At 42.0% G+C, this 22,768-nt stretch carries 22 protein-coding genes, 1 tRNA gene and 1 pseudogene; 20 read left to right on the top strand and 4 right to left on the bottom strand.

Annotation, left to right across the window (positions count from 1 at the left end; all coding sequences use genetic code 11):
• The 4 genes and pseudogenes from D0T50_RS02680 to gcvT all read left to right on the top strand — a co-directional run bounded on the left by D0T50_RS02680 (position 1) and on the right by gcvT (position 3,189).
• Positions 1-282, top strand: a complete 282-nt coding sequence (locus D0T50_RS02680) for a hypothetical protein (RefSeq protein WP_163221725.1) — start codon at positions 1-3, stop codon at positions 280-282.
• Positions 283-434: 152 nt separating this feature from the next.
• Positions 435-677: pseudogene (locus tag D0T50_RS02685) on the top strand (hypothetical protein); the annotation flags it as partial.
• Between the two features lie 155 nt (positions 678-832).
• Positions 833-2,071 carry a peptidase T gene (gene pepT, locus D0T50_RS02690; RefSeq protein ID WP_163221729.1) on the top strand — a complete coding sequence of 413 codons (1,239 nt, stop codon included), beginning with the start codon at positions 833-835 and terminating at the stop codon, positions 2,069-2,071.
• 29 nt (positions 2,072-2,100) lie between these two features.
• Positions 2,101-3,189, top strand: coding sequence for a glycine cleavage system aminomethyltransferase GcvT (gcvT, locus tag D0T50_RS02695; RefSeq protein ID WP_163221731.1), 1,089 nt, complete (start codon positions 2,101-2,103; stop codon positions 3,187-3,189).
• Positions 3,190-3,278: 89 nt separating this feature from the next.
• On the opposite strand, the gene D0T50_RS02700 is transcribed toward gcvT, so the two are convergent.
• The gene (locus D0T50_RS02700; RefSeq protein WP_163221733.1) at positions 3,279-4,535 is read right to left on the bottom strand and encodes a hypothetical protein; all 1,257 of its coding nucleotides are present in this window, start codon (positions 4,533-4,535) and stop codon (positions 3,279-3,281) included.
• 168 nt (positions 4,536-4,703) lie between these two features.
• On the opposite strand from D0T50_RS02700, the gene D0T50_RS02705 reads away from it, so the two are divergent.
• Positions 4,704-5,498, top strand: a complete 795-nt coding sequence (locus D0T50_RS02705; protein ID WP_370520871.1) for an META domain-containing protein — start codon at positions 4,704-4,706, stop codon at positions 5,496-5,498.
• A gap of 8 nt (positions 5,499-5,506) precedes the next feature.
• A complete protein-coding gene (locus D0T50_RS02710) occupies positions 5,507-6,709 on the top strand; it encodes an L-serine ammonia-lyase (RefSeq protein WP_163221737.1) in 1,203 nt (400 codons plus the stop codon).
• 61 nt (positions 6,710-6,770) lie between these two features.
• On the opposite strand, the gene D0T50_RS02715 is transcribed toward D0T50_RS02710, so the two are convergent.
• Entirely contained in the window at positions 6,771-7,127 is a 357-nt protein-coding gene (locus D0T50_RS02715; protein WP_163221739.1) for a DUF6565 domain-containing protein, read from the bottom strand.
• Positions 7,128-7,287: 160 nt separating this feature from the next.
• Here D0T50_RS02715 and D0T50_RS02720 point away from each other — a divergent pair, with 160 nt between their 5' ends.
• Positions 7,288-7,872, top strand: a complete 585-nt coding sequence (locus D0T50_RS02720; protein WP_163221741.1) for a MarC family protein — start codon at positions 7,288-7,290, stop codon at positions 7,870-7,872.
• A 151-nt stretch (positions 7,873-8,023) separates the two neighbouring features.
• Entirely contained in the window at positions 8,024-9,337 is a 1,314-nt protein-coding gene (locus D0T50_RS02725; RefSeq protein ID WP_163221743.1) for a DUF5723 family protein, read from the top strand.
• A gap of 245 nt (positions 9,338-9,582) precedes the next feature.
• Here D0T50_RS02725 and D0T50_RS02730 read toward each other — a convergent pair.
• Positions 9,583-9,656, bottom strand: a tRNA-Thr gene (locus D0T50_RS02730).
• 291 nt (positions 9,657-9,947) lie between these two features.
• Between D0T50_RS02730 and D0T50_RS02735 the strand changes: the two genes are divergently transcribed.
• From D0T50_RS02735 to D0T50_RS02760, 6 genes are read left to right on the top strand one after another with little or no spacing between them, the layout of a single operon-like run.
• Positions 9,948-10,478, top strand: coding sequence for a DUF4199 domain-containing protein (locus tag D0T50_RS02735; protein ID WP_163221744.1), 531 nt, complete (start codon positions 9,948-9,950; stop codon positions 10,476-10,478).
• Positions 10,479-10,483: 5 nt separating this feature from the next.
• Positions 10,484-11,434: a glycosyltransferase family 2 protein gene (locus D0T50_RS02740; RefSeq protein ID WP_163221746.1), complete on the top strand. Its 951-nt coding sequence runs from the start codon at positions 10,484-10,486 to the stop codon at positions 11,432-11,434.
• Between the two features lie 21 nt (positions 11,435-11,455).
• On the top strand, positions 11,456-11,947 hold the full coding sequence (locus tag D0T50_RS02745) for a DUF6452 family protein (protein WP_163221748.1): 492 nt from the start codon (positions 11,456-11,458) through the stop codon (positions 11,945-11,947).
• On the top strand, positions 11,913-12,659 hold the full coding sequence (locus D0T50_RS02750) for a DUF6048 family protein (RefSeq protein WP_163221750.1): 747 nt from the start codon (positions 11,913-11,915) through the stop codon (positions 12,657-12,659). Before D0T50_RS02745 ends, D0T50_RS02750 begins: the two co-directional genes overlap by 35 nt.
• 2 nt (positions 12,660-12,661) lie before the next feature.
• Entirely contained in the window at positions 12,662-13,699 is a 1,038-nt protein-coding gene (locus D0T50_RS02755; protein WP_163221752.1) for an FAD:protein FMN transferase, read from the top strand.
• Positions 13,696-15,339 carry a Zn-dependent hydrolase gene (locus D0T50_RS02760; protein ID WP_203558168.1) on the top strand — a complete coding sequence of 548 codons (1,644 nt, stop codon included), beginning with the start codon at positions 13,696-13,698 and terminating at the stop codon, positions 15,337-15,339. The genes D0T50_RS02755 and D0T50_RS02760 overlap by 4 nt, the downstream gene beginning before the upstream one ends.
• 16 nt (positions 15,340-15,355) lie before the next feature.
• Here D0T50_RS02760 and D0T50_RS02765 read toward each other — a convergent pair whose 3' ends face one another.
• Positions 15,356-16,096 (bottom strand): ATP-binding protein, encoded by a 741-nt coding sequence (locus D0T50_RS02765; protein ID WP_163221754.1) that lies wholly within the window; start codon positions 16,094-16,096, stop codon positions 15,356-15,358.
• A gap of 111 nt (positions 16,097-16,207) precedes the next feature.
• On the opposite strand from D0T50_RS02765, the gene D0T50_RS02770 reads away from it, so the two are divergent.
• The 6 genes from D0T50_RS02770 to D0T50_RS02795 all read left to right on the top strand — a co-directional run bounded on the left by D0T50_RS02770 (position 16,208) and on the right by D0T50_RS02795 (position 22,766).
• Positions 16,208-17,638: a tetratricopeptide repeat protein gene (locus D0T50_RS02770; RefSeq protein ID WP_163221756.1), complete on the top strand. Its 1,431-nt coding sequence runs from the start codon at positions 16,208-16,210 to the stop codon at positions 17,636-17,638.
• A gap of 5 nt (positions 17,639-17,643) precedes the next feature.
• On the top strand, positions 17,644-18,111 hold the full coding sequence (locus tag D0T50_RS02775) for an NfeD family protein (RefSeq protein ID WP_163221758.1): 468 nt from the start codon (positions 17,644-17,646) through the stop codon (positions 18,109-18,111).
• A 30-nt stretch (positions 18,112-18,141) separates the two neighbouring features.
• Positions 18,142-19,131, top strand: coding sequence for a flotillin-like protein FloA (gene floA / locus D0T50_RS02780; protein ID WP_163221760.1), 990 nt, complete (start codon positions 18,142-18,144; stop codon positions 19,129-19,131).
• A gap of 7 nt (positions 19,132-19,138) precedes the next feature.
• Positions 19,139-20,017, top strand: a complete 879-nt coding sequence (locus D0T50_RS02785) for a nucleoside phosphorylase (protein WP_163221762.1) — start codon at positions 19,139-19,141, stop codon at positions 20,015-20,017.
• An 18-nt stretch (positions 20,018-20,035) separates the two neighbouring features.
• On the top strand, positions 20,036-21,424 hold the full coding sequence (mnmE, locus tag D0T50_RS02790; RefSeq protein ID WP_163221764.1) for a tRNA uridine-5-carboxymethylaminomethyl(34) synthesis GTPase MnmE: 1,389 nt from the start codon (positions 20,036-20,038) through the stop codon (positions 21,422-21,424).
• A gap of 199 nt (positions 21,425-21,623) precedes the next feature.
• Positions 21,624-22,766, top strand: a complete 1,143-nt coding sequence (locus D0T50_RS02795) for a site-specific integrase (RefSeq protein WP_163221766.1) — start codon at positions 21,624-21,626, stop codon at positions 22,764-22,766.
• Positions 22,767-22,768: the final 2 nt, after the last annotated feature.

A 22,768-nucleotide genomic window follows, 5' to 3' on the forward strand; every position in this document is an offset into this window, starting at 1 on the left:
ATGAAGAAGTATATTCAGGAAGATTTTGAGATTGGTCTAAAGCAATATGAGCGTGGCGAGATTGTTGCGGCAGAAGAGGTGTTGAAACAGATAAAGTGTAGAACACAGAGTGATGAGATTTCTTTGCAAGTAGAAGATAAAGAGGTTTGTGAAGAATATGAGATACCCGCTGATTTGATGCTGGAAATGTATGAACTGGCCAAAAAATCCATAAAAGAAGGACGTTGTACGCCTCATTCCGAAATAGACTCGTGGGTGAAGGAGCGAATGGGATGGAAATAATTTGGTCTCGTTCGGCAAAAGAAACTTTTAATGAGCTATTGACGCATTGCTTTAATAAACGTAAAAAGGGCTGTGGTTTGTTTGTCGAATCACAGCCCTTTTTCTATCTTTGAAACGGTTACAGATTGTAATTGCTTGTAAGACGATATAAGATGGCAAAGAAAGAAGCTTTAAAGCTGTTTGAGAATAAAAAGATTCGTTCAATTTGGGATGATGAGCAAGAGAAATGGTTCTTCTCTATAGTAGATGTTGTTGCTGTACTGACGGAGAGTAATAATCCACAGGGCTATTGGCGTAAGCTAAAACAACGGCTAAAAGAAGAAGGAAATCAAACCGTGACGAATTGTCACGGTTTGAAATTACAAGCGGCAGATGGAAAAATGAGAATGACGGAATCAATTGGAGGCACAACTTGGCCGTTCTGTTATATCGTCGGCAAGGGCTAATGACTACTTGCTCTCAAATGATGAAGAACAATAGCCTCTTTCAACTGTTTTGAAAATATGTTTAATTAACTAAATCATTACAATCATAAAAAATAATAATCATTATGAATCTAATAGACCGCTTCCTGAAATACGTTAGCTACGACACGCAGTCTGACGATAACTCCGGGGTTACTCCAAGTACTGCAGGGCAGATGGAGTTTGTAAAATACTTAAAGACCGAACTCGAAGAGTTGGGGCTGGAAGAGATAACACTCGATGAGAACGGCTACCTTTTTGCTACGCTACCATCGAATATAGATAAGGAGGTTCCAACTATTGGCTTTATTGCCCATGTGGATACAAGCCCCGATATGAGCGGAAAGGATGTGAAACCACGTATTGTAGAGAAGTACGACGGAAAAGAATTAAAACTTTCGGCTGATGGTGAGTATGTACTGTCGCCTGCGCAATTCCCCGAACTATTGGCACACGTGGGCGAGGATCTTATTGTAACCGATGGCACTACTTTACTTGGCGCCGATGATAAAGCTGGTATCGCAGAAATAATAACCGCTATTGCTTACCTGAAAGAACATCCCGAAATCAAACACGGAAAGATTCGCATTGGCTTCAACCCCGACGAAGAGATAGGATTGGGTGCACATAAGTTTGATGTGGAGAAGTTTGGTTGCCAATGGGCATACACCATGGATGGTGGTGAATTGGGTGAGTTGGAATATGAGAATTTCAACGCTGCCGGTGCCAAGATAACCATTAAGGGACGCAACGTTCATCCGGGTTATGCCAAAGGAAAGATGATTAACTCCCTGTTAATTGCCAACAAACTCATAGCACTCTTCCCCGAAAACGAAACGCCTGCTACTACCGAGAAGTACGAAGGATTCTATCATCTTACCAATGTGCAGGGTGATGTAGAGCAGACTACGGTTTCGTACATCATCCGCGACCACGACCGTACACTTTTTGAAGATCGCAAGAAAACAGTTCAGCACATCGTAGATCGTATAAACGAAACCTATGGCAAGGGCACCGCTACATTGGAAATGCGTGACCAGTACTACAATATGCGCGAAAAGATAGAGCCGGTAATGCATGTGATAGACATTGCCTTCAAAGCTATGGAAGCTGTGGGCGTAAAACCCAACGTGAAACCTATTCGTGGTGGAACAGATGGCGCACAACTTTCTTTCAAAGGATTACCGTGTCCTAACATCTTCGCCGGAGGGCTTAACTTCCACGGACGTTATGAATTTATTCCTATTCAGAATATGGAAAAAGCGATGAATGTTATCGTGAAGATTGCGGAACTTGTAGCCGAAAACGGAACGGTGCGGAATTAAAATCTTATTAACTTTATAATAAACTAATAATGAAAAAAACTCCATTTACAGAGAAGCATATAGCCTTGGGAGCTAAGATGCACGAATTTGCAGGCTACAACATGCCTATTGAATACACTACCGGTATTATTGACGAACACTTAACTGTTTGTGGTGGGGTGGGCGTATTTGACGTATCGCACATGGGCGAGTTCTGGGTAAAAGGACCAAATGCCTTGGCTTTCTTGCAGAAGGTAACGTCTAATAATGTAGCCGCGTTAGCACCGGGCAAGGTACAATATGCCTGTTTCCCCAATAATGATGGCGGTATTGTGGATGACTTCCTGGTTTATCAATATGAAGAAGAAAAATACCTCTTGGTGGTAAACGCCTCAAACATAGAAAAAGACTGGAACTGGTGTGTGGCTCACAATACCGAGGGCGCTATCTTAGAAAACTCTTCGGACAATATGGCACAACTTGCCGTGCAAGGTCCTAAAGCAACACAGGTATTGCAAAAATTGACCGATATAGATCTCTCTGCTATTCCTTATTACACCTTCAAAGTAGGTACGTTTGCTGGTGTAGAGAATGTGATCATTTCGTGCACAGGTTATACGGGCGCAGGTGGTTTTGAGCTCTATTTCTATCCCAACGAAGGCGATAAGATTTGGAATGCAGTTTTTGAAGCGGGCGAAGAATTTGGCATCAAACCAATTGGTTTGGGAGCACGCGATACCTTGCGTTTGGAAGCTGGCTTCTGTTTGTATGGTCATGAACTGGACGATACAACTTCACCAATCGAAGCAGGACTGGGTTGGATAACTAAGTTTGTAGAGGGCAAAGACTTTATCAATCGCGCAGCTTTAGAAAAGCAGAAGAAAGAGGGAACTGTTCGCAAGTTGGTAGGCTTTGAAATGCAGGAGCGTGCCATTCCTCGTCAAGGATATGACTTGGTAACTGCCGATGGAGAAAAGATTGGTGTGGTAACATCAGGAACAATGTCGCCAACTCGCAAGATTGGTGTTGGCTTGGGATATGTAAAACCGGAATATACTGCGCTGGGTACAGAAATTTATCTGGATGTACGCGGACGCAGACAGCGGGCTTTGGTCGTAAAACCACCATTCAGAAAGTAGCCCGGTGTTCGTATAAAACGAGAAGCGCGGGAGTTAATCTTCGTATTGAAGATTGCTCCCGCGCTTCTTGTTTTGTTATAATTAGTTGCCTACCTGATGCGTTGCAATGTCTTTCCTTCAAAGCTAAGCATCTTTCCCTGGTAGTACCAGGTTTCGTAGCGCGCGTTGGTATTTTTCTCTGTACGGATAGGTTCGCCCAATGATAAGCGACACTCATCTTGTGTCATACCTACTTTTATTTGCCCTTTGCTGAGTAACGCCCAGTTTTCTTCGGTAATACTTGGGTATTGCGCGCGTAGGTCGCCAAAGCCAAACATATCGTCAATGAAGTCTTCGTTTCTAACAAAGATATCATATTTAGTATCTACTTCTCTTTCGTATATATTGCCCTCACGATCTTTTAATTTCAATAAGGCTTTTGTGCCCGATTTCATATCCATGCTTGTAATCGTTAGCGGAGTGTAGCGCGCCAGTTTAACTGTGCTACCATCTTTGGTCGCGGTAATTTCATTGTTGGGATATGCTGCTTTTCCTACATACTTGCTTTTTAGATTGCCTTGTGCTTTCATGTCTTTATCCTCGAAAGAGAATACGTTTTGAAATGCGCGATTATGTCTTTCGCCGGTAAAGTCGGAAGCAAGTAGCCCGGAATTTGTTTTGGAGAAAGCAAGCTGGGTGAAGTAGGAGTTTCCGTTCTTATCTTCAAAAATAATCTTCACCGGATATTCTCTCGAACCTACACCAATGGCAGTAACCTTAACCTCTTCATTGCGTGCTACAGTAGCTGTCTTAAATCCGTTTTGGCTGCTGTGGTCATCAACAAAGAAATTGGTGCTAACGGTGCGTAGCGTTTTTCCTACAAAGAACTCACGTGCGGTGTCTACATCGCCCAGGTAGGCTAAGCTACCAATAAACGCGCGCTGATTGTTTGCACAGATTTCGGCAGGTGATTGGTTTTTTACTTCGTGGTAAAATGGTTCGCCTTCGCACTCAAACAGAAAACGGGTAGAAATACTTTTGCCGGTATATCCTTCTTTTTCTACTGTTTCGTAGCCTTTGAACTCTAATATCTTGTGCTGGAATTTACTGTTATCTACATCACGATCATTAGCTGGAGACTTCAGAATGGAGATAAAACTGGATCTTTCATCAACAATAAACATAAACTTCATGCCGGGTGTCCACTCGCAAATGGAGTAGTAGGGGAAGTTATCTTCTACGAGACGTTCCTCGGTAGAGGTAGCTGCGCTACCGGTTTTTGCTGTTTTTACCAAGTAGTCGTTTTGTGCCAGGCAATTGCCCGAAACAGCAAGAAACAATAGTGTGAAAATCGTTATAGCTTTCATATTCAAAATGTTTTGGTTAACTAATTAGCAGGTGTTATCGTAAAATAAATCTTATTGAACCTTTTAATACCTAAATCTGTTATATTGAAACTACAAAAGTAAAAAACTTTAGTTATAATCAATTATATTTGTGCGAATTTTAATTTAACAAACAACTACCTAATTATGATGAAAAAGGTATTATCTTCATTAGCTATGGCATATATGCTATTAACATTGACATCCTGTGGCGCTGCCAAACAGTTTATAACGCTCTCTGCACTAGAGGGTGAGTGGAATATTATTGAAATTAACGGTTCGAAGGTGCAACCCACAGCCGGACAAAAGGCTCCTTATATCAGCTTTGAAACCACTAGTGGTAAACTTGCCGGAAATAGCGGATGCAACCGTATGATGGGTTCATTCGATATCAATGCGCAACCGGGTTCGCTCGAACTAAGCGAGATTGCCGGCACACGTATGTTGTGTGGAGACATGACACTGGAAAAGAATGTATTGAACGTGCTCAAGAACGTAAAAGGGTACAAGAAGTTGGATAATGGCAACATGGCGTTGACCAATGCCTCTAATCGCCCTATTGTAGTACTTGAAATGCGTACGAATAACGACCAGGTGAATTTGCTTAACGGCAAATGGTTGGTAGTAGAAGCCAGTGGCGAAGTTATCCCCACAGGTACGGATACAAATCGTCCTTTCATTGAATTTGATGTGGAGAAGAAGAGTATATCGGGCAATGCGGGATGCAATGGCTTTAACGGACGTTTTGTTACAAACGAGCAAAACGCACAGGCAATCTCATTCCCTGCTGTTGCCGCAACCATGAAAGCTTGTCTCGACATGACAGTAGAGCGTTTGGTCTTGAACGGACTCAACGAGGTAGCTTCTTTTGATGCTTCCAACAACAACCGTATCTCTTTCTTGGATAAAGAAGGTAAAACTGTACTGGTACTGGAAAGGGGATAAGCGAAGAAATGGAGTCAATCAGGAATATTTTTCGCATAGGCAACGGGCCGTCCAGTAGTCATACCATGGCACCACGCCGTGCATCGACAATCTTCTTGGAACGCAATCTTCATGCTGCCTCTTTTACGGTTACGCTTTACGGTAGTTTGGCTGCAACAGGCAAAGGGCACATGACGGATGTTGCTATTCTCGATGTGCTTCAAAAACATGCGCCAACTACAATTGTTTGGAATCCCGAAGTCTATCTACCCTTTCATCCTAACGGAATGAAGTTCGAGGCCTTGAATGCTCAGGGTGATGTTACAGACCAGTGGGTTGTGTACAGTGTAGGCGGAGGCTCGTTGGGCAGCGAAACCTATAAAGAAGAAGGTACCGGCTCTATCTACGGCATGTCTACTATTCGAGAAATAAAAGATTGGTGCGAAAAGACCGGGCATTCTTACTGGGAATATGTAGAGATGTGCGAAGGACCCGAAATTTGGGATTACCTCAGAGAAGTATGGCAAACCATGTGCAGCGCCATTGAAAGAGGGGTAATAACCGAGGGAATACTTCCCGGAGGATTGGGTATTCGTCGCAAAGCTTCCGACTATTTGATACGTGCGCAAGGCTATTCTCTCAATGTGCAAAGTCGCGGAAAGGTATATGCCTACGCCTTGGCTGTGTCCGAAGAAAATGCCTGTGGCGGGAAGATTGTAACGGCTCCTACATGTGGGTCGTGCGGCATACTTCCGTCGGTGCTTTATCACCTTAAACTAACACGCGAGTTTAATGACTCCCGTATCTTGCGCTCTTTGGCAACAGCCGGGTTGTTTGGCAATGTTGTAAAGACCAACGCATCTGTTTCCGGAGCCGAAGTGGGTTGCCAAGGTGAAGTAGGAGTGGCGTGTGCAATGGCTGCCGCTGCTGCTAATCAACTCTTCGGAGGTACACCCGCACAAATAGAATATGCGGCAGAGATGGGATTGGAACATCACTTGGGGCTAACGTGCGACCCGGTTTGCGGTTTGGTACAAATTCCTTGTATTGAACGAAATGCATTTGCTGCAGCACGCGCGCTCGATGCAAATACATTCTCTACATTCTCTGACGGGCGACATCGTGTGAGCTTTGATCAGGTTGTGGAGGTGATGCGGCAAACCGGACATGATTTGCCGAGCTTATACAAAGAAACTTCTACCGGCGGACTGGCCAAACAGTATGATGAATAAAGAAAGAGGGTGTGTCAAAACGAAAAGCTTGACACACCCTCTTTCTTAAAATATTATGCTCTTATTTTCCCAACTCATTAAGAAATCCCTCAATTTCCTTTCCGGCTTTCTCTAAAGAACCGTCTATCTCTTTTAGATGTTGTTTGGCTACAACCTTTAAGTAACGGGCTTTTAGCTCTCCTATTTTTCTAAGCTCATCGGTATTAAGTTCATCCTTAAACTTATTGTAATATGTATTAGTAAACTCTTCAAATCGGGCAGAGGCTTTCTCCAATTCTTTTTCGCTAAGGCTTTCTTGCTTTTCTAAGTTCTCCAGAAAAGAGTTGAATTGCTTGATGTACGAGTCTTTGCTGCTCATTCCGCACGATGCCAATACAATAATAACTACAATGCTTGCTACATAAATTAAATTCTTCATAAGATTTGGTTTTGTGTTAAAAATCGCACAAAGATAATACAAATAGTTATCTTTGTATTGAAAAAGCAATGAATTATGAACATAATGTATTGAGTTATGTATTTAATGCATTGAGTTATGAGTTTATTGCATTGAGTTATAGGTACTAAAGCATTGAGTTATGGAATTAAGTATTAGAGAGATAATTAGTGTTTTTATGGTACTCTTTGCTGTAATTGATATTACAGGTTCTACTCCCATTATTATAAATTTGAAGAGTCAGGGCAACCAGATACAGGCGGGTAAAGCCGCAGTTATTTCGTTGGTGGCTTTGGTGGGATTCCTTTTCGCGGGGAACTCTGTGTTGAATTTGTTTAATATTGATGTCTCTTCGTTTGCCGTGGCAGGTGCGTTGGTGCTCTTTGTGTTAGCCATTGAAATGGTATTGGGTGTAGAGATATTTCGCAATGATAGTATGCAAGGCTCGGCAACGATGGTTCCTATCGTATTTCCGCTGGTAGTAGGGCCGGGTACGTTGACCACTGCCATTTCATTACGCTCGGAATATGGCTTGGAAAATATACTCGTCGCCATTGTATTGAATATGGCGCTGGTATATGTTGTACTGAAATATGTACATTGGGTAGAGAAACTTATTGGCAAGGGGGGTGTTTATATCCTTCGGAAAATATTTGGTGTTATCCTTATGGCAATGGCGGTTAAACTCTTTACAAGTAACTTGGCAGTATTGCTGGCAGGAGGGTAGAGCAGATTGTCAGAAAAAGAATAGAGAGCGTTTGATAAAGAAATTATAACAAATTATTAGATTCGTTTGGATAAAGAAAATAAACACTTTAACTTTGCGCGATAAAATAATAATTAATCATTTCTCTTCATTTTCCGCACTAATTAGCATTATGAGAAAAATTCTTTTTCTGGGAATTTTGGTTTCCCTTTTTGCACCTTCCATTGTGCAGGCGCAATACCTGCGTTCGTCTTATTTTATGGATAGTAACACCCGTATGCTACTAAATCCGGCACTACAGCCGAAGCGTGGCTATATTAACTTGCCTGTTATAGGGTCGCTTGCTGCCGAGGTATCTACCAACGCTTTGGGTGTTCAAGATGTTATTGATGTTTTCGATTCCAGCGACGACTTTTATAACAACGACAAGTTTTTCAATCGTCTGAAAGAGATGAATGAACTAAACGTCAGCGTCAATACCGATATTATCTCTTTCGGGTTCTATAGCGGGAAAGGCTTCTGGTCGTTCAATGTCGGAGTACGTGCCGATGTAGATGCCACCATTCCTAAAACCATGTTCGATTACCTACGCGCCACAGATGCCGACGATTTCAAATGGAGCGGGCAAAGCTTTGATATCCGAGATGAAAAATTGAGACTAAACGCCTATTCGGAAGTGGGAGTGGGTTACTCTCGTGCCATCAACAGCCGTCTGACTATAGGCGGTAAAGCCAAACTGTTGTTGGGTGCCGGAAATCTAAACCTGAAAATAAATCAGGTGCGCCTAAGTGGGAAAGAGGCCGGAATAGATTCTGAGTTTCAGATAATATCGGACGCGTACATGGAGGCTTCGGGCAAAGGATTGGAGCTTGAAGAAGAGAATGGCTACATCAACGATTTAGATTATAAAAATTTTGGCATAGGCGGCTACGGAGCTGGTTTCGATTTAGGTGCAAGCTATCAGGTAACAGAGTGTTTGAACCTTTCCGCTGCGATACTTGATTTAGGTTTTATTGCCTGGAATAAATCATGCTCTCAGGTGGCCGAATCAAATAAGAATACAACCATCAACAAAGATAACGTGGGTGGATTTTCTGACGACGTGTTGGACTTTGAATTATATGGATTGCAGAAGAAAGAGAATAAAGCGCGCACCACTTCTTTATTGCCCACAATGGTAGTAGGAGGAGAGTACGGACTGATGAAGAATAAAATTGGCTTAGGATTATTATCCACTACTCGCTTCGGACAACTGAAGACTTATTCCGAATTAACCTTCTCGGCCAATTTCCGTCCCAATTCCTCTATAAATGCTACAGTGAGCTACTCTATGTTGCAAGGTGGAGAAACTTTCGGTATCGCTTTCAAGCTGGGTCCCGTAGTGTTGGGTACTGATTATATGTACTTCGGCAATAACTCCAAGCACGTGAATGCCTTTATTGGTCTTTCTGTTCCTTTGGGAAAGAGGAAGATAGCGAACATTTAGTTCGCTGTTTACAAACCCTTTAAAACGACCAACACTCTGTTTGGCCGCTGCCAACAGAGTGCTGTCACAAAAACTAAACTAGACTTAACTAAACTATTCTATTTTAGAGTTTCACAACTCCTATCTGTTCGGTACAAAAGTATATACTATATTTTACATACGCAAGAGAAAATGTTTTTTTTTATACATCATTTCTGGAAAATATATAAAATAAAAAAAGCACTTCATTCGAAGTGCTTTTTTTGAGCCTCTTGTCGGATTCGAACCAACGACCCCGAGATTACAAATCACGTGCTCTGGCCAACTGAGCTAAAGAGGCGGGTGGGCAAGCTTACTATATCGCGCCGCTACAACCAACTACCTTTGCTGCGATCAAGCCCTGGAGGATTCGAAGGGAGCTGGCCGTATAGGACTTACCCGGCTGCAAAGGTAAGTCTTTTTGCGAAACCTGCAATACCACCCTGCAAAATTTCTTTTCGGAGAAAAAACAACCAACTGCTTTTCAGTAATTTAGCAATGCAAAAAAATATGAATATCGTAGTTTATTGTTCAATTTATCGGTTTGTTTTGGTAAAATTAATACCTTTGCCTTCCATATATTTGATAAAAAATGACGAGCAACAACATAAATAAGTACGCTATGCACTTCGGTACATACATGGGCGTGTACTGGATTATAAAATTTGTATTCTTCCCGTTGGGTTTTATGAACTCTTTCTGCATGTTTCTTTTCTTTGCGCTAACGCTTGCTGTGCCCTATCTGGGCTATCGTTACGCGAAGATGTATCGCGATAGAGCGTGCAACGGAGAAATCTCCTTCTTTCAATCTTTTTTCTTTATGGCCTTTATGTATATGTTTGCTGCGCTGTTTACGGCAATGGGGCATTACATCTATTTCCGCTTCATAGACAACAACTTTATCTTTAATTCCTATATGGAAATCATCAATGGTTTTGCGGCGCAGTTGCCCGGTATGGAAGCACAGATAGATTTGCTGAAAGAGAGTTTGGATTCTGTAGGTAAGATGACAGCTATTGAAATAGCCATGCAGTTGTTCTCCACGAATGTACTCTATTGTAGTATTATCTCCTTGATAACCTCTCTCTTTGTCATGAAGAAAAACCCATCAACCACCCTTTAGTAATTATGGATATATCTGTTATTATACCTCTATATAACGAAGAAGAGTCGCTTGTCGAACTTTACGATTGGATAGAACGGGTGATGCAAACCAATGGATACTCGTATGAGGTAATCTTTGTTAACGATGGCAGCACAGACCGCTCGTGGAATGTAATAGAAACACTGAAACAACGTAGTGATGCTGTGCACGGTATTAAATTTCGTCGTAACTACGGCAAATCTGCGGCACTGTTCTGTGGATTTAACAAGGCACAAGGCGATGTAGTTATTACCATGGATGCCGATTTGCAAGATAGCCCCGACGAGATACCCGCGCTCTATCGCATGATAAGCGAAGAGAAATATGATTTGGTTTCGGGGTGGAAAAAGAAACGTTACGACCCACTTTCCAAAACATTGCCAACAAAACTCTTCAATGCAACAGCACGACGCGTGTCGGGTATTAAGAATCTGCACGACTTTAACTGTGGGCTCAAAGCTTACAATAAAGAGGTTGTGAAAAACATTGAGGTGTATGGAGAGATGCATCGATATATTCCCTATTTAGCAAAAAGCGCAGGCTTCACCAAGATAGGCGAGCAGGTTGTTCATCATCAAGAGCGCAAATACGGCAAAACTAAGTTTGGTGTCGATCGCTTTGTTAATGGCTATTTGGACTTGCTTACGTTGTGGTTCTTTTCGCGTTTTGGCGTTCGCCCTATGCACTTCTTCGGACTGCTGGGTACGTTAATGTTTATCTTCGGCTTTATAGCTGTAGTAGTGGTGGGGGTAAGTAAACTCTATGCCATGTACAACGGACTTCCATATCGGTTGGTGACCGACTCTCCGTATTTTTACCTTGCATTGACTGCCATGCTTATGGGTACACAGTTCTTTTTGGCAGGATTCTTGGGCGAACTGGTATCGCGCAATTCACAAGGTCGCAATGATTATCAAATAGAAAAAATTATCTAATAGTTTAGGATACAATATAATATGAAGAATTTGACGAGATTTATGATATACACGCTATTGCTTTGTACCGTTATCGGCTCTATTGCAGTTGCTTGTACAGACGAAAATGAGTGCTCTACTTTGGGTAGGCGCGAGCTGCATTGTACTATCGACACCATTGTGGATGAGAAGGCGGTATCGCATAAATTGGATTTTCTTACCATCACCGTGGCGGTTATTGATTCGGTTATCTTGAATCAGGATACGCAGGTAAGCATCATTTCGTTGCCGCTCAACTATACTTCCGAACAATCTGTATTGGTGTTACATTATGATGCCGAAAGTGTGGAAACCGATACGCTTTTCCTTACACATACCAATACCGCTTCGTTTATTTCGATGGAGTGCGGTTACGAAATGAAACAAGCACTTACATCCGTGAAGCACACCACACATCGGTTGGACTCAATCTCAGTTAAAGACTTAAATACCAATATCAATGGGACACAGAATCTTAGCCTTATTTATCGGTAGTCTGCTGTTCTTGTTGTTGGTAACACCCTTGTCGGCACAGACTTCGGCAGCGGCGAAACAAAAGAAGAAAGAGGAAGAGCCGTGGAAATACGTTCCACTTTATCAAGGTGTAAAGATTGGGGTAGAGGCGTGGGGGCTAATCAATAATGTGCTTGGAAGTGACTTCCTCAGCTCGGAGATAAGCGCGGAACTCAATCTGAAAAACCGTTACTTCCCTATTGTTGAGTTAGGTTATGCCACAACCGATGCATGGGCAGAGAACGGAACAAACTATAAAAGTAGCGCACCTTTTGCCCGAATTGGGCTGAACTACAATACCATGTTCAAGAAAGGTGCCGATAATTATTTATACGTAGGTTTTCGCTACGCTTTTACCAGCTTTAAGTATGATATTGCTATGAGTCCCTTAAAAGACCCTGTATGGGGGTCGGAAGGATTGCCAAATATTATCTGGGATGATGTTTGGGGAGGTGGTGTAACTTATCCGGCTCAAAAAGGTCTGAAGGGCAATATGCAATGGTTTGAACTGTTGGTTGGCGTACAAGCCAAAGTCTTTGAAAGTTTTTACATGGGTTGGACGGTTCGTATGAGAAATCGTACCACATATTCGGCAAGCGAACATGGTAATCCGTGGCTCGTACCAGGTTTTGGACGATTTGATTCCTCCAATCTGAGCATTACATACTCCTTAATCTACAAACTGCCTTTCTGACAATGGAAAATCTGACTGCGGAAAAGAAGAAACGTTCGTGGGCGTATTACTTGTGGTTGATACCACTTATCGTGGGAACTATCTACATACTACGTCGTGAAAATATGCCGGCATCCTATCAGCAAATCGACGGGATGGTATTCGGAACCATTTACAGGGTAACCTATCAGGGCGAGGAGAATTTGAAATTAGAGATAGATGCTGAACTCAAGCGTGTAGACAATTCTCTTTCTCCTTTTAACAAAACATCTGTCATCAGTCAGGTAAATCGCAATGAAGAAGTGGTTACGGATTCGTTGTTTCAAAACGTGTTTCGTTGTTCTATGGCTGTTTCCGATGCTACTAACGGTGCGTTTGATATTACGATTGCTTCCCTGGCCAATGCTTGGGGTTTTGGGTTTAAGGGAGGTGCTTTTCCCGATGAAGCTGCGGTAGACAGTTTGCTGGAGCTTACCGGTTACAAGAAAGTAATTTTGCAGGATGGAAGAGTCGTTAAGGACGATCCTCGTATCATGTTAAGTTGCAGTGCCGTTGCCAAAGGCTATGCCGTTGACGTAATAGGTTGGTTGCTCGAGAAGAAAGGAATTACCAATTATATGATTGACATTGGTGGCGAACTTGTGCTTCGTGGTAAAAACCCAAAAGGAACCGATTGGCGTATTGGAATTAACCAACCGGTGGACGATTCGCTTAGCGTTAATCAAAATACACAGTTGGTGCTGCAACTTACTGGCAAAGGAGTAGCAACTTCGGGTAACTATCGTAACTTCTACTACAAAGATGGTAAAAAATATGCCCATACCATTGATCCGCGTACAGGCTATCCTGTGTTGCATAGCCTGCTTTCGGCTACGGTTGTTGCCACAGATTGCATGAGTGCCGACGCATACGCAACCGCCTTTATGGTTATGGGGCTGGAAGAGACCATTGCATACGTGCAAAAACATCCCGAAATAGGCGTTTGCCTCATTTATAGTGGCGAGGAAGGAGAGTTTCTAACCTACGTATCGGATAATGTAAAACCATTAATAGCTCAATGATGAAGAAAATTGTATTAACAGCCCTTAGTGGCTTGCTTTGCTTTGGCATGATGTCATGTGGGGGCGAGAAAAAAACAACTGAAAAGGACTCGGTTATGAAACAAAAAGTTGAAGAGTTTGCGTACTACAACCTCGAATCGCCATTGGTTGACAAGTTGTCGGACGCTGAAAAAGCATTACTGCCTATCTTTGTAGATATTGCAAAGATTATGGATGGCTTGTTCTGGAAACAAACATTTGGCAACAAGTCTGTACTTGATACCATTTCGGATAGCTGGGCGAAAGATTTTATTGCCATTAACTATGGCCCATGGGAACGCTTGAAAGACAATAAACCATTTATACCGGGCTATGGCGAAAAACCATTGGGCTGTCAATACTATCCTGCAGATATAACTTTGGCGGAATATAATGCTTACTCGGATGCTGATAAAAATAGTCTGTACACTGTAATTCGTCGTAACGAAGATGGCTCTTTGAAGACTGTTTGGTATCGCGACGAATACAAAGAAGAAATTACTCAAGTGTGTGTCCTGTTAGACAAAGCTATTGCTATTGCCGAAGATGCCGGTTTGAAGAAATATCTCATAGAACGTAAAAAGGCTTTTGAAACCGACGACTATTTTGCGAGTGATATGGCTTGGATGGACATGAAAGAGAGTAAGATTGATTTTATAGTAGGACCTATCGAGAATTACGACGATAAGCTGAATGAAGCCAAAGCCTCTTACGAAGCCTTCATCCTGTTGAAGGATGTGGAGCGTAGCGCGGAACTTGCTAAGTTCATCAAACTATTGCCCGCTTTGCAAAAAGAACTTCCTTGCGATCCTAAATATAAAACTTTTGTGCCGGGTACTTCTTCTGACTTGAATGTATACGATGCCGTGTACTATGCCGGTGATTGTAACTCAGGAAGTAAAACCATTGCTATAAACCTGCCCAATGACGATAGAGTACAAGCTGCCAAAGGCGCGCGTCGTCTTCAACTACGCAACAGTATGCAAGCCAAGTTTGACAAAGTATTGTTGCCTATCGGCGAACTTATTGTTTGCAAGGAGCAACAAGCCAATCTTAAATTCGATGCTTTCTTCTGGAATGTAACATTTCATGAAGTAGCACACGGACTGGGTATCAAAGAAACAATCAACGGTAAGGGTAGTGTGGACGATGCCTTGAAGACTGAAAAAACTTCATGGGAAGAAGCTAAAGCCGATATCTTAGGATTGTTCCTGACCTGCAAACTTATCGAGATGGGCGAAATTACCAATATATCGCAAGAAGATGCTATTGTTACCTTTATTGCGGGTATTCCTCGCTCTGTTCGTTTTGGTGCGGCAAGCTCGCACGGCAAGGCAAATATGATGGCTTTCAATTACATGGAGATGGAAGGCGCCTTTACACGTAATGCCGAAGGTCAGTATGTTGTAGACTTCAAAAAAGCAAAAGAAGCTATTAACACTTGGGGTGAGTTGATTCTGAAAGTACAAGGTGACGGAGCCTTTGACTTTGCCGAACGCTTCAGAGCCGAGAATGGTGGTATTGGCGAAGCTTTACAAAAAGATTTGGATAAAGTAAACAATGCAGGAATTCCACGCGATATACGTTTCAATCAAGGATTAGACGTGCTGGGGATAAAATAAAGTTCAAAACAGTTTCTTATTTGTGGGGTAGCAGTTCAGTTTGTACATTGTTCATGCTACCCCACAAACTGTATCGTGCTTCGGGGTTTAACTCTTCCAATTTGTGTAGCACTGCTTTCATGTCGCTGCGATGAGAGTCTGTTTCGTAAGGACAATTCTTTTTAAGCTTACGATACTCGCGCATTTCGGCTAATTCTTTTAGGTCGGCTTCGTGTACAAGACACATTGGCCGAATAATTGTCATATCAAATTTCTTCATGACAAGGCGTGGGGGCATAGTGCTGAATGCGCCCTGAAAAGTAAGATTCATCAAGAGTGTTTCAAGAATATCGTCCATGTGGTGACCGAGTGCTATCTTGTTGCAGTTGTGCTCTTTAGCAACAGTGAAGAGAGCCTTTCTACGATTCCACGAACAAAGAAAACAAGGCGATTTGCGAGTATCCGTGCTGGGATCAAAAGAGGTTTCAAGAATAACAAGAGGTACATTATAAGTTTCGCAATGTGCACGCAGATACGCTACATCTACCTGATAAGGGATGTTTGTCATTACAACATGCAGTGCCATAACCGAGAATTGCGGTTTATGAATGCGCGAACGTTTGCCAAGCAATTCTACCAGTGCTAAAGAATCCTTTCCTCCCGATAAACCAATGAGAATCTTATCGCCATCCTCAATTAAGCCATACTCTACCACACCCTTACTGAATCGCTTGTTAATGCGGCGGTTTAGAAGTTCTTCTGCTGTAAATTTCGTCATATTAAACAATCTCTAACATTCGTGTGAGCAAAATTAGCGTATTTAGACGAGGTAGAAAAAGAAAATTGTTACCTTTGTGATTAACGATAGCTTATAAACGACGAATTAAATATGAAATATAGATATACTCTACTCTTCCTTTTAAGCGTTTTGGTTGCCTCGGTTTCGGCGCAGACCTTGGATCAGGCGCGGGCAATGTTCTTGCGGGGAGAATATGGACCAGCCAAACCTGTATTTGAACGCTTCCTGAAAACGGCTCCCAATAACGCTAATTACAATTATTGGTATGGCGTATGCTGTATGAAAACCGGCGAATCCGAGAAATCTATTAAACATCTGGAACTGGCACATAAACGCAAAGTGCAGAATGCTCCATATTTCTTAGGACAAGCCTATGATGACTGTTATCGCTTTGAAGAGGCTATGACGGTTTACGAAGAATATATCTCAGCACAAACAAAAAAGAAACAAGATACTACCCAGGCGGAGGCTTTGCTCGAAAAAAGCAAACTTGCCGCACGTATGCTGAAAGGGGTAGAAGAGGTATGTGTTATTGATAGTTTTGTGGTGGAAAAACATGCTTTCCTGAAAGCTTATAAGATTAGTGAAGAATCGGGCAAGTTGTACATGTATGATGAGTATTTCAAAGATTGGAAGGGTCATGGTGGTACAGTGTATGAAACAGAATTAGGCAATAAAGTTTATTATGGGCATAAGCAGGAAAATGATACACTCGATATTTATGCCAAAAATAAAATGTTGAATGAGTGGGGTACGGAAAGAGAACTGCCCGGCAGTATAAACTCCCATGCTAATACCAACTATCCTTTTGTAATGACCGACGGTATAACAATCTATTACGCCTCGGATGGAGCGACTTCTATCGGCGGGTATGATATTTTTGTAACACGCTACAACTCGGCTGCGGATACCTATTTATTGCCCGAAAGCGTAGGAATGCCTTTCAACTCGCCAGCCAACGACTATATGTTTGTTATCGATGAGTTTAATCAACTGGGCTGGTTTGCTACCGATCGTAATCAACCTGCCGACACTGTGTGTGTGTATGTTTTCGTGCCCAATACTACTAAACAAACCTACAATTACGAAGCAATGGAACCTGAGAAGATACGTAGTCTTGCTCGATTGAACTCCATTCGCGATACCTGGAAAGACGAAACAGTAGTGACCGAAGCCAAACAACGCTTGCAGGCAGTGATGAACCTAAAGCCGCGCACAGAGAAGAAAAAAGATTTTGTATTTGTTATCAATGACAATACAACCTACTATACATTGGCAGAGTTCAAATCGACTAAAGCCAAAGAACTTTTTAGGAAGTATCAGCAAAAAGAGAAAGATTATGCGCAACAAGTTAAGAAACTTGAGGAAATGCGTGCGCAGTTTGCCGCGGCTACTCAGGTACAAAAAGATAAACTTGCACCCGCTATTCTCGATCTTGAAAGGAGGGTAGAGCAGATGTATGAGGAGCTAACAATATTAGCAATCCATACAAGAAATGAAGAATATAACAACTTAAAATAACGACTATGGATGCTGTAATTATTATCGCGCTTTTATTAGCGGCTGTTATCCTTTTTCTAGTAGAACTTTTCTTTATCCCCGGAGTTAGTATAGCCGGTATTGCCGGATTGGGCTGTCTGTTTTATGCCAATTACTATGCTTTTGTGAATATTGGTATGACAGCAGGAATTATCACATTGATTGTTTCTATCGTTGCTTGTGTCGCTTCGTTGTTCTTCTTCATGCGCTCCAAAACATTGGATAAACTGGCACTGAATAAAAATATCACTTCTAAGGTAGACCGAGAAGCCGAGCAAAGTATTAAAGTGGGTGATGTTGGAACATGTGTAACACGTTTGGCGCTTATCGGACAGGCCGAAATAAACGAAAAATTGGTAGAAGTGCGTTCGGCAGATGGCTTTCTGGATGAGAAGACACCTATTGTTGTAACCCGCATCGCTGCCGGAACCATCTTTGTAGAGAAACAAAAATAGCTATTATTTATTCATAAAAAATCAAATTACATGGAACCAACGTATCTAACGCTTATTCTGATTGCCGGAGGGATTATCCTATTGGCTATCTTTTTCCATTACGTACCGTTTTTCTTGTGGTTGTCTGCTAAGGTATCTGGTGTACGGATTTCCTTGATTCAACTCTTTTTGATGCGCATTCGTAATGTGCCTCCTTATATTATAGTACCAGCCATGATTGAAGCGCACAAAGCCGGACTGGCAGATATTACACGCGATGAACTCGAAGCGCATTTCCTTGCGGGAGGTAATGTAGAGAAGGTAGTGCATGCTTTGGTGTCGGCATCAAAAGCGAATATTGAATTAAATTTCCAAATGGCAACGGCTATCGACTTGGCAGGCCGTGATGTGTTTCAAGCTGTGCAAATGTCGGTAAATCCTAAAGTTATTGATACACCACCTGTAGCTGCCGTTTCTAAAGATGGTATTCAGCTTATAGCAAAAGCACGTGTGACCGTTCGTGCTAACATCCGCCAATTGGTGGGTGGGGCAGGAGAGGACACCATTTTGGCACGTGTGGGCGAAGGTATTGTGTCTTCCATCGGTTCGTCAGAAAGTCATAAAAGCGTATTGGAAAATCCTGATACAATCTCCAAATTAGTGCTTCGTAAAGGTTTGGATGCCGGTACAGCATTTGAAATCCTATCCATTGATATCGCCGATATTGATATAGGTAAGAATATTGGAGCTGAGTTGCAGATGGACCAAGCTAATGCTGATAAGAATATTGCACAAGCCAAGGCGGAAGAGCGTCGCGCTATGGCAGTAGCTCTCGAACAGGAAATGAAAGCAAAAGCACAAGAGGCTCGCGCTAAGGTTATTGAAGCCGAAGCCGAAGTGCCTAAAGCTATGGCTGAAGCTTTTCGTAGCGGAAACCTCGGCATTATGGATTACTACCGCATGAAGAATATCGAAGCCGATACTTCCATGCGCGAAACTATTGCTAAACCAACAGGTGCGAATACGCAAAAACCAATCTAAAGAATCAATGAGAAAAGTATTTCCCCCTTCCGAGTTGATTATTAATGATGACAACTCGGTATTTCACTTGCACGTAAAACCCGAGCAACTTGCCGATAAGATAATACTTGTGGGTGATCCGGGACGTGTGGCATTGGTGGCTTCACACTTCGAAAGCAAAGAATTTGAAGTAGAGAGCCGTGAGTTCAAAACCTGTACAGGGATGTACAAGGGTAAGCGTATAACTGTATTGTCTACAGGTATTGGTTGTGACAATATAGATATAGTAGTAAATGAACTGGATGCATTGGCGAATATAAATTTCGCTACCCGCGAAGAAAATGAAACATTCAGGCAGTTGGAAATGGTACGTATTGGTACCTGTGGCGGCTTACAGCCTTATACCCCTGTAGGTACGTTTATCTGCTCGCAGAAATCAATGGGATTTGACGGATTGCTTAATTTCTATGCCGGTCGTAATGATGTGTGCGATTTGGCGTTGGAGAAAGCATTTCTTGCACACATGGGTTGGACGGGCAATATGTGTCAACCTGCCCCTTATGTAGTTGATGCCAACGAAGAACTTGTCAACCGCATAGCCAGCGATGATATGGTACGCGGTGTGACAATTGCTGCCGGAGGTTTTTTTGGTCCGCAGGGCCGTGAGCTTCGTGTGCCACTTGCCGATCCAAATCAAAATGAGAAGATCGAAAACTTTGAGTACAACGGATACCGTATAACCAACTTTGAGATGGAAAGCTCTGCGCTTGCCGGTTTAAGTAAGTTGATGGGGCACAAAGCTACTACGGTATGTATGGTTATTGCCAATCGTTTAATTAAAGAAGCTAATACAGGTTACAAAAATACGATTGACGTACTCATAAAAACTGTGCTCGATAGAATTTGATAAATAGATTCACGCATAATGAATAATGATACCATTTGCGCCATAGCCACCGCTCAGGGCGGGGCTATAGGCGTTATTCGTGTGTCCGGAAAACAATCCATTGCCATAACGGACTCCATCTTTCGACCCGTAAAAACAGGAAAAACTCTTAAGAGCACTAAGCCTTACACGCTTACTTTCGGACATATATATGATAAGGAAGAGTTGGTAGATGAGGTAATGGTCAGTCTCTTCTGTTCGCCCCATTCTTACACAGGCGAAGATTCTACCGAAATTAGCTGTCACGGATCGCCCTATATCCTTCAGAAAGTGATGCAGTTGCTTTTGCAACAAGGCTGTCGCATGGCACAGCCCGGAGAGTTTACGCAGCGTGCTTTCCTCAATGGTAAAATGGACCTGAGCCAAGCCGAAGCAGTAGCCGATTTGATAGCCTCAACATCGGTGGCTACGCATCGACTTGCAGTCAGTCAAATGCGTGGCGGGTTTAGTCGCGAACTAACCGAACTGCGCAGTCAGCTATTGCATTTTACAGCTCTTGTAGAGTTGGAACTCGATTTTAGCGAGGAAGATGTAGAATTTGCCGATCGCTCGCAACTCCACACCTTAGCCAGTCATATTGAGACAGTAATTTCGCGTCTTGCAAACTCCTTTAGCGTTGGTAATGTGATAAAAAATGGTGTACCCGTTGCCATTATTGGCGAAACCAATGCCGGAAAATCCACTTTGCTCAACCTCTTGCTTAATGAAGAGAAAGCTATTGTTAGCGACATTCATGGTACCACCCGCGATGTTATTGAAGATACAGTGAATATCGGTGGTGTTACTTTCCGCTTTATTGATACCGCTGGCATTCGCGAAACAACCGATGCCATTGAAACTCTTGGTATTGAACGTACCTTTCAAAAGATAGATCAAGCTGAAATTATACTTTGGGTTATCGATGCTGTTGATGCTCAAAAACAATTGGAGAGTTTATCGGCAAAGATACTCCCGCTTACTAAAGGCAAGCAGCTCTTGCTTGTTATTAACAAAAAAGATTTACTAACTGAAGAAGCTTATACCACTCTCTCTAGTTCTTTGGCAGAAAGTGGAAATCATTATATCCTCATCTCTGCCAAGCAACATATTCATACCACTGAGCTTCAGCAAAAACTTGTCGAAGCCGCACATTTGCCCAATATAGCCCAAAGCGATGTTATTGTTACCAACGTTCGCCATTACGAGGCGCTAACACAAGCGTTAGAGTCTATCCACCGTGTTCAGCAAGGATTAGGGATGAATATCTCTGGCGATTTCCTTTCACAAGATATTAGAGAATGTATCTTTTTCTTGAATAGTATTGTTGGGGAAGTTACTACGGATCAAGTGCTGGGGGAGATATTTGAGGGGTTTTGTATCGGGAAGTAGGCATAGAAATCAAAGGAAAATATCATCCTATCAAAAGAAAGTAACTATTTGATTATCTGTGTAATTTCAAATTTAATTATTCTTTTCCTTGTTGTTGTTTAGATAATTATTTCTATTTTTGTCCATCGAAAGTACACCTTTTGTTTCAATATTCGATTTGAGGTGTACCAATTTACACCTTGCATAAATAGAAACGAATATGAAGATAACACTAAAGAAGAAAAAGCTAACGACTGGAAAACTCTCCTTGTATATTGAGTATTATAAAGGAAAAATTGTAGATGCCGAAGGAAAGGTCAAGCATAATCGAGATTTCGAGTATCTAAAACTGTATCTACACGAGAATCCACAAAACCCAAAGGAAAAACAAGAAAACAAAGACACTCAAAAATTAGCAGAAGATATTCTGGCTATTCGTCAAGCTGAATATGTGCAAGGCAAGTATAGCATCCGAGATCATAATAAACCTAAAGAGCTATTCTTGGATTACTATGAAAAGAAAAAACAAGAACGCTATCAGTCTGATCAAAACTATGACAACTGGCATGCTGCACAAAAACACCTACTTAAATACTGCCCGAAAAACTTAACCATAGAAGAAGTTACGCCAGACTTCATAAGAGGATTCAAAAAGTATTTAGATACAGAGGCAACCACAAGCGCAGGAATAGGATTAAGTCAAAACTCCAAATACACTTATTACAATAAGTTCAAGGCTTGTATAAATGCAGCTTTTGATGAAGGATACTTTTCTTCTAACCCATTAAGAGGTATCAAGGGTTTTGAGATGGGAGAAAGCCAAAGGGAATACTTGACTTTTAACGAATTACAATCGCTATATAGAGCAGAATGCAAATATCCAATGCTAAAAACAGCTTTTCTATTTTCCTGCCTAACAGGGTTACGTTGGAGTGATGTCAATAAGCTAATCTGGGGCGAAATCCGAGAAGAAACGGATAATGAAGGTAAACCCTATTGCAAAATCATATTTCGACAGGAGAAAACAGACGGATTGGAGTATTTATATATATCCGACCAAGCACGTTCTTTGCTTGGGGAAAGGAAAAATGAAAGCGACAGAGTTTTCCGAGGGTTGAAGTATAGTTCTACTAATAATGCAGAAATCGTTAATTGGAGCAATCGAGCCGGCATAACTAAGCACATTACGTTTCATTGCTCGCGCCACACTTGCGCAGTCCTTATGCTTGAAAATGGAGCGGATCTATATACAGTTTCTAAATTTTTAGGGCATAGAGAATTGAGAACTACACAGATTTATGCTAAGATCGTTGATAGCAAGATGAAAGAAGCGGCTAATATTATTCCCGAATTAAAATTATAAGA

The sequence above is a fragment of the Bacteroides sp. 214 genome, assembly GCF_010501015.1.
Lineage (GTDB): Bacteria > Bacteroidota > Bacteroidia > Bacteroidales > Bacteroidaceae > Bacteroides.

Bases quoted from the DNA above. Each gene is read 5' to 3' on its own strand.
- D0T50_RS02705 (WP_370520871.1), top strand. From the start codon at position 4,704: ATGAAAAAGGTATTATCTTCATTAGCTATGGCATATATGCTATTAACA.
- D0T50_RS02740 (WP_163221746.1), top strand. From the start codon at position 10,484: ATGGATATATCTGTTATTATACCTCTATATAACGAAGAAGAGTCGCTT.
- D0T50_RS02715 (WP_163221739.1), bottom strand. From the start codon at position 7,127: ATGAAGAATTTAATTTATGTAGCAAGCATTGTAGTTATTATTGTATTG.
- gcvT (WP_163221731.1), top strand. From the start codon at position 2,101: ATGAAAAAAACTCCATTTACAGAGAAGCATATAGCCTTGGGAGCTAAG.
- floA (WP_163221760.1), top strand. From the start codon at position 18,142: ATGGAACCAACGTATCTAACGCTTATTCTGATTGCCGGAGGGATTATC.
- D0T50_RS02745 (WP_163221748.1), top strand. From the start codon at position 11,456: ATGAAGAATTTGACGAGATTTATGATATACACGCTATTGCTTTGTACC.
- D0T50_RS02700 (WP_163221733.1), bottom strand. From the start codon at position 4,535: ATGAAAGCTATAACGATTTTCACACTATTGTTTCTTGCTGTTTCGGGC.
- D0T50_RS02710 (WP_163221737.1), top strand. From the start codon at position 5,507: ATGGAGTCAATCAGGAATATTTTTCGCATAGGCAACGGGCCGTCCAGT.
- D0T50_RS02725 (WP_163221743.1), top strand. From the start codon at position 8,024: ATGAGAAAAATTCTTTTTCTGGGAATTTTGGTTTCCCTTTTTGCACCT.
- D0T50_RS02755 (WP_163221752.1), top strand. From the start codon at position 12,662: ATGGAAAATCTGACTGCGGAAAAGAAGAAACGTTCGTGGGCGTATTAC.
- D0T50_RS02765 (WP_163221754.1), bottom strand. From the start codon at position 16,096: ATGACGAAATTTACAGCAGAAGAACTTCTAAACCGCCGCATTAACAAG.
- D0T50_RS02750 (WP_163221750.1), top strand. From the start codon at position 11,913: ATGGGACACAGAATCTTAGCCTTATTTATCGGTAGTCTGCTGTTCTTG.
- pepT (WP_163221729.1), top strand. From the start codon at position 833: ATGAATCTAATAGACCGCTTCCTGAAATACGTTAGCTACGACACGCAG.
- D0T50_RS02735 (WP_163221744.1), top strand. From the start codon at position 9,948: ATGACGAGCAACAACATAAATAAGTACGCTATGCACTTCGGTACATAC.
- D0T50_RS02785 (WP_163221762.1), top strand. From the start codon at position 19,139: ATGAGAAAAGTATTTCCCCCTTCCGAGTTGATTATTAATGATGACAAC.
- D0T50_RS02770 (WP_163221756.1), top strand. From the start codon at position 16,208: ATGAAATATAGATATACTCTACTCTTCCTTTTAAGCGTTTTGGTTGCC.
- D0T50_RS02760 (WP_203558168.1), top strand. From the start codon at position 13,696: ATGATGAAGAAAATTGTATTAACAGCCCTTAGTGGCTTGCTTTGCTTT.
- D0T50_RS02720 (WP_163221741.1), top strand. From the start codon at position 7,288: ATGGAATTAAGTATTAGAGAGATAATTAGTGTTTTTATGGTACTCTTT.
- D0T50_RS02775 (WP_163221758.1), top strand. From the start codon at position 17,644: ATGGATGCTGTAATTATTATCGCGCTTTTATTAGCGGCTGTTATCCTT.
- mnmE (WP_163221764.1), top strand. From the start codon at position 20,036: ATGAATAATGATACCATTTGCGCCATAGCCACCGCTCAGGGCGGGGCT.
- D0T50_RS02795 (WP_163221766.1), top strand. From the start codon at position 21,624: ATGAAGATAACACTAAAGAAGAAAAAGCTAACGACTGGAAAACTCTCC.
- D0T50_RS02680 (WP_163221725.1), top strand. From the start codon at position 1: ATGAAGAAGTATATTCAGGAAGATTTTGAGATTGGTCTAAAGCAATAT.